Origin of the sequence: Streptomyces sp. NPDC057307 (assembly GCF_042667665.1) — a bacterium.
In the GTDB taxonomy this organism is placed as follows: Bacteria; Actinomycetota; Actinomycetes; order Streptomycetales; family Streptomycetaceae; genus Streptomyces.
This window is the reverse complement of record NZ_JBHUZM010000251.1, coordinates 1-5,134: the sequence shown is the minus strand read 5'-3', so window position 1 is coordinate 5,134 and position 5,134 is coordinate 1. Positions and strand designations below refer to the sequence as shown.

Genomic DNA, 5,134 nt, shown 5'->3' with positions numbered 1-5,134 from the left:
GTTCGAGAAAGTCGAACTGCTCGCCCTGGTCGGATCGTTCAACTCGGGACTACGGTGCGGCTGTTCAGCCGCGCCGGTACTCGTCGCCCCACGCCTCGACGGAGTCCGCCGCCCGGTCGAAAGCCTCGGAGCGCGACAGGAAATCCGCGTTGTGATCGGTGAGCAGCAGCCGCTTCTCACCGTCCCGGAGTACGAGCAGGAGCGCCTGCCCCTGCACCGTCCGCGGCAGCCCCAGCCAGCGCACCGGCTGCTGCACCGTACGGACCTCCACGGCGTCGTCCCACGGCACGGTGCGGGTCATGAGCAACTCCACGCGCCGTACGCCGTGCCGGCTGACCCAGGCGCCCACGCGCAGCAGCCGCAGCGCCACGGCGATCATCACCAGCGAGATGCCGAGGCACACGGCGGCGCCCGACACCGCTCCGGCGAACGCGATGATCATCGTCGCGAGCAGCACGAACGAGGCGAGCAACAGCAGCAGCGCCGACGCGCCCACCCGCCACGGTCCCGGGCGGTAGGGGCGACGCCAGCGGTCGTGGTCGTCGAACGGCAGCGCGACGTCATCGTCGGTGGCGTCAAACGCACGGTCGACCGTCAGGAAGGGCAGGGGCACGACTGATCCTCACTCACAAGCACGCTCGATCGGGCGGTGCTGGCTGAGGTTATCGAGGAGCACCCCGGCAGGACCACTCAGGGGGGCCGGACGGGTCAGCGGCCCTGGGACGCCTCGGACTGCTGCGTCGGTCCGGACGACTGACCGGATTCGAGGGCCGGCAGCCCGAACAACAGCGAGCCCGCGAACCCGGCCGCGACGACGAGCCCGATGAGTGTGCGACTCATCAGCTCGGACCGGCTGACCCGTTGTCTGGGAGGAGGGGTGACGTTACTGCGGAAGCTGTCGGCCTCGGCGACGAATGCGAACGGGACGGCCTCACGCCGGCGGAACATGGGGGAGAACTCCTTGCGGTCCTGCGAGTGGATACGAACGAATACGAGCGGAAGCCCGTGCGGTAGTGAGAGAAGTGACTCGGTACCGCTACTGGGTCAGACGCGTGGGACGGCCATTTGGTGCCCGATTTCGCCGAATTGGCGAACATCCGCACGAAGTACGCGCGCACGTCGGTGCCGGTCACCCTTACGGTGCCGCCTGTGGCCGGAGTGGTCGACAGGGCCCTGAGTGCCTGGTCGTAGAGTGGGCGCCGCCCGAGAGACGTGACAGGAAGGACCCCCACCGGTGAGTGAAACTCCCGCCGAGACCAAGCCCAGCTTCCGCAGCGAGGTGACCGTCGACCTGGTGAAGCACACGGCCGGCGACTCCGACGTCCTGTGGGCCGCGCGGGTCTCCACCGCGGGCGAGCAGTCACTCGAAGAGCTTTCCAAGGACCCCGAGCGCTCCAAGGGCCTCATCAACTTCCTGATGCGCGACCGCCACGGCAGCCCCTTCGAGCACAACTCGATGACCTTCTTCATCAGCGCCCCGATCTTCGTGTTCCGCGAATTCATGCGGCACCGCGTGGGCTGGTCCTACAACGAGGAATCCGGGCGCTACCGGGAGCTGCAGCCCGTCTTCTACGTCCCCGACGCCTCACGCAAGCTCGTGCAGGAGGGCCGCCCCGGGAAGTACGTCTTCGTCGACGGCACGCAGGAGCAGCAGGACCTCACCGAGCGCGCGATGACGGAGTCGTACCGCCAGGCGTACGAGGCGTACCAGGAGATGCTGGCGGCCGGGGTCGCCCGCGAGGTGGCCCGCGCGGTGCTGCCGGTGGGCCTCTACTCGTCGATGTACGCGACGTGCAACGCACGCTCGCTGATGCACTTCCTCGGGCTGCGCACCCAGCACGAGGCGGCGAAGGTCCCGAGCTTCCCGCAGCGGGAGATCGAGATGGTCGGCGAGAAGATGGAGGAGCAGTGGGCGCGGCTCATGCCGCTCACGCACGCCGCCTTCAACGGCAACGGCCGGGTCGCCCCGTAGAGCGTCGGCGGGTGTCGGCGGGGCCCGCAGGGCCGCCGTTGCGCACAGATGTACGGACTATGGTGATAAGTGTCCGGATTGCGGCGTTTCGAGAAGTTCATCTAGGCTGATCAAACGGACCCGGCACTGCCTGAACCCCCGAGCAGTCAGTGCCGGGCTCCGTACACTGGACCTCGGGGGGGTGTTTCCCCCGGACCCCGGGCGGTTCCCCAGCCCCGCGCCACCCAAGAGCCCGCTTCCGTATCGCGGGTCCCCGACCTGCCCGTGTGCCCCCGAGGGGACACGCCGAGCCGAGCAACGAGTAGCGTGTTACCCATGGCTCCGATCTCCACTCCGCAGACCCCCTTCGGGCGGGTCCTCACCGCCATGGTCACGCCCTTCACGGCGGACGGCGCACTCGACCTCGACGGCGCCCAGCGACTCGCCTCGCATCTGGTGGACGCAGGCAACGACGGCCTGATCATCAACGGCACCACCGGCGAGTCCCCGACCACCAGCGACGCGGAGAAAGATCAGCTCGTACGGGCCGTCCTGGAGGCGGTGGGGGACCGGGCGCATGTCGTCGCCGGCATCGGCACCAACGACACCCGGCACAGCATCGAACTCGCCCGCACCGCCGAACGCACCGGCGCACACGGCCTGCTCGCCGTGACCCCGTACTACAACAAGCCGCCGCAGGAAGGTCTCTTCCAGCACTTCACGGCCATCGCCGACGCCACCGGGCTGCCGGTGATGCTGTACGACATCCCGGGCCGAAGCGGCGTCCCCATCGACACCGAGACGCTCATCCGGCTCGCTCAGCACCCGCGTATCGTCGCCAACAAGGACGCCAAGGGCGACCTCGGCCGGGCCAGCTGGGTCATCGCCCAGAGCGGCCTCCCCTGGTACTCGGGCGACGACATGCTCAACCTTCCGCTTCTCGCGGTCGGCGCCATCGGCTTCGTCTCCGTCGTCGGCCACGTGGTCACACCGGAACTGCGCGCCATGCTCGACGCGCACGTCACCGGCGACGTCCAGAAGGCCACGGAGATCCACCAGAAGCTGCTCCCCGTCTTCACCGGCATGTTCCGTACGCAGGGAGTCATCACCACCAAGGCGGCGCTCACCCTGCAGAAGCTGCCGGCCGGACCCCTGCGCCTCCCGCTCGTCGAGCTGACGGAGCACGAGACGGCGCAGCTCAAGATCGATCTCGCGGCCGGCGGGGTAGAGCTGTAACCGAGGCCCCGTCTTCACGAACGCGATTGCATGAATCAGGTTTCACGAATATCGAAAATATCGAACTTCACAACTGAATAACCGAACACACAAGTGCTGGGCATTCCGCCCACTCGGACAACAAGCAAGTGCAACAGCAAGTGCACGAATGTCACGCGCGCCACGTGCCTCAGCGGTACGTGGCGTGCGTGGTGAGGAGAGTCTTTTGAGTCATCCGCATCCCGAACTCGGCGCCCCGCCGAAGCTGCCCAAGGGCGGCCTGCGCGTCACCCCGCTCGGCGGCCTCGGCGAAATCGGCCGTAACATGACGGTCTTCGAATACAACGGCCGTCTTCTGATCGTCGACTGCGGCGTCCTCTTCCCCGAGGAGGAACAGCCGGGCATCGACCTGATCCTGCCGGACTTCACCACCATCAGAGACCGCCTCGACGACATCGAGGGGATCGTCCTCACGCACGGCCACGAGGACCACATCGGTGGTGTCCCCTTCCTGCTCCGGCTGAAGGCGGACATCCCGCTGATCGGCTCGAAGCTGACCCTCGCACTGATCGAGGCGAAGCTCCAGGAGCACCGCATCCGCCCGTACACCCTCGAAGTGACCGAGGGGCATCGCGAGCGCATCGGCCCGTTCGACTGCGAATTCGTCGCGGTGAACCACTCGATCCCGGACGCGCTGGCCGTCGCCATCCGCACCCCCGCGGGAATGGTGGTCCACACCGGCGACTTCAAGATGGACCAGCTCCCGCTGGACCGTCGCCTGACCGACCTGCCGACCTTCGCCAGACTCGGCGAAGAGGGCATCGATCTGCTGCTCTCAGACTCGACCAACGCCGAGGTGCCGGGCTTCGTCCCGCCCGAGCGGGACATCTCGAACGTCCTGCGGCAGGTCTTCGGCAGCGCACAGAAGCGGATCATCGTGGCGAGCTTCGCCAGCCATGTGCACCGCATCCAGCAGATCCTCGACGCCGCCCACGAGTACGGCCGCAGGGTCGCGTTCGTCGGCCGCTCGATGGTCAGGAACATGGGCATCGCCCGAGACCTGGGCTATCTCAAGGTCCCGGCCGGCCTCGTCGTCGACGTCAAGACGCTCGACGACCTCCCGGACAGCGAGGTCGTCCTCGTCTGCACCGGCTCCCAGGGCGAACCGATGGCCGCGCTCTCGCGCATGGCGAACCGCGACCATCAGATCCGGATCGTCCCCGGCGACACGGTGATCCTGGCCTCGTCCCTCATCCCGGGCAACGAGAACGCGGTCTACCGCGTGATCAACGGCCTGACCCGCTGGGGCGCCAACGTCATCCACAAGGGCAACGCCAAGGTCCACGTCTCGGGCCACGCCTCGGCCGGCGAGCTCCTGTACTTCTACAACATCTGCAAGCCGAAGAACCTGATGCCGGTTCACGGCGAATGGCGCCATCTGCGCGCCAACGCCGAACTCGGCGCACTGACGGGGGTCCCGAAGGACCACATCGTCATCGCCGAGGACGGAGTGGTCGTCGACCTGGTCGACGGCAAGGCCAGAATCGTCGGCAAGGTCCAGGCGGGTTACGTGTACGTCGACGGGCTCTCGGTCGGCGATGTGACCGAGACGTCCCTCAAGGACCGTCGCATCCTCGGCGACGAGGGCATCATCTCCGTGTTCCTGGTGGTGGATTCGACGACCGGCAAGGTCGTGGGCGGCCCGCACATCCAGGCGCGAGGCTCCGGCATCGAGGACTCCGCGTTCGCCGCCGTCATCCCGAAGATCGAGGAGATCATCGGCAAGTCGGCCTCGGACGGCGTCGCCGAGCCCCACCAACTCCAGCAGCTGGTGCGGCGATCGGTGGGCAAGTGGGTCTCCGACACCTACCGCCGGCGCCCGATGATCCTGCCTGTGGTCGTCGAGGTCTGACCTCGACGACCTCAACACCGGAGCGGGGCCCCCGATTTGCTTCGGGGGCCCCGCTC

The 5,134-nt window shown here is 67.6% G+C and carries 5 protein-coding genes; 3 read left to right on the top strand and 2 right to left on the bottom strand.

Annotation, left to right across the window (positions count from 1 at the left end; all coding sequences use genetic code 11):
- Positions 1-64 precede the first annotated feature (64 nt).
- Both ACFUN8_RS36925 and ACFUN8_RS36920 read right to left on the bottom strand, forming a co-directional pair.
- Positions 65-613, bottom strand: coding sequence for a hypothetical protein (locus ACFUN8_RS36925; RefSeq protein ID WP_383647699.1), 549 nt, complete (start codon positions 611-613; stop codon positions 65-67).
- A gap of 95 nt (positions 614-708) precedes the next feature.
- The gene (locus ACFUN8_RS36920) at positions 709-948 is read right to left on the bottom strand and encodes a hypothetical protein (RefSeq protein WP_383647697.1); all 240 of its coding nucleotides are present in this window, start codon (positions 946-948) and stop codon (positions 709-711) included.
- 286 nt (positions 949-1,234) lie between these two features.
- Between ACFUN8_RS36920 and thyX the strand changes: the two genes are divergently transcribed.
- The 3 genes from thyX (at position 1,235) to ACFUN8_RS36905 (ending at position 5,078) form a co-directional block, all read left to right on the top strand.
- Positions 1,235-1,972 (top strand): FAD-dependent thymidylate synthase, encoded by a 738-nt coding sequence (gene thyX / locus ACFUN8_RS36915; RefSeq protein WP_364488193.1) that lies wholly within the window; start codon positions 1,235-1,237, stop codon positions 1,970-1,972.
- A gap of 315 nt (positions 1,973-2,287) precedes the next feature.
- Positions 2,288-3,187, top strand: coding sequence for a 4-hydroxy-tetrahydrodipicolinate synthase (dapA, locus tag ACFUN8_RS36910; RefSeq protein WP_354608788.1), 900 nt, complete (start codon positions 2,288-2,290; stop codon positions 3,185-3,187).
- Between the two features lie 205 nt (positions 3,188-3,392).
- Positions 3,393-5,078: a ribonuclease J gene (locus ACFUN8_RS36905; RefSeq protein WP_383647694.1), complete on the top strand. Its 1,686-nt coding sequence runs from the start codon at positions 3,393-3,395 to the stop codon at positions 5,076-5,078.
- The last annotated feature ends 56 nt before the right edge of the window (positions 5,079-5,134 follow it).

Excerpts from the sequence above, each read along its gene's own strand:
- dapA (WP_354608788.1), top strand. The coding sequence starts at position 2,288 with ATGGCTCCGATCTCCACTCCGCAGACCCCCTTCGGGCGGGTCCTCACC.
- ACFUN8_RS36920 (WP_383647697.1), bottom strand. The coding sequence starts at position 948 with ATGTTCCGCCGGCGTGAGGCCGTCCCGTTCGCATTCGTCGCCGAGGCC.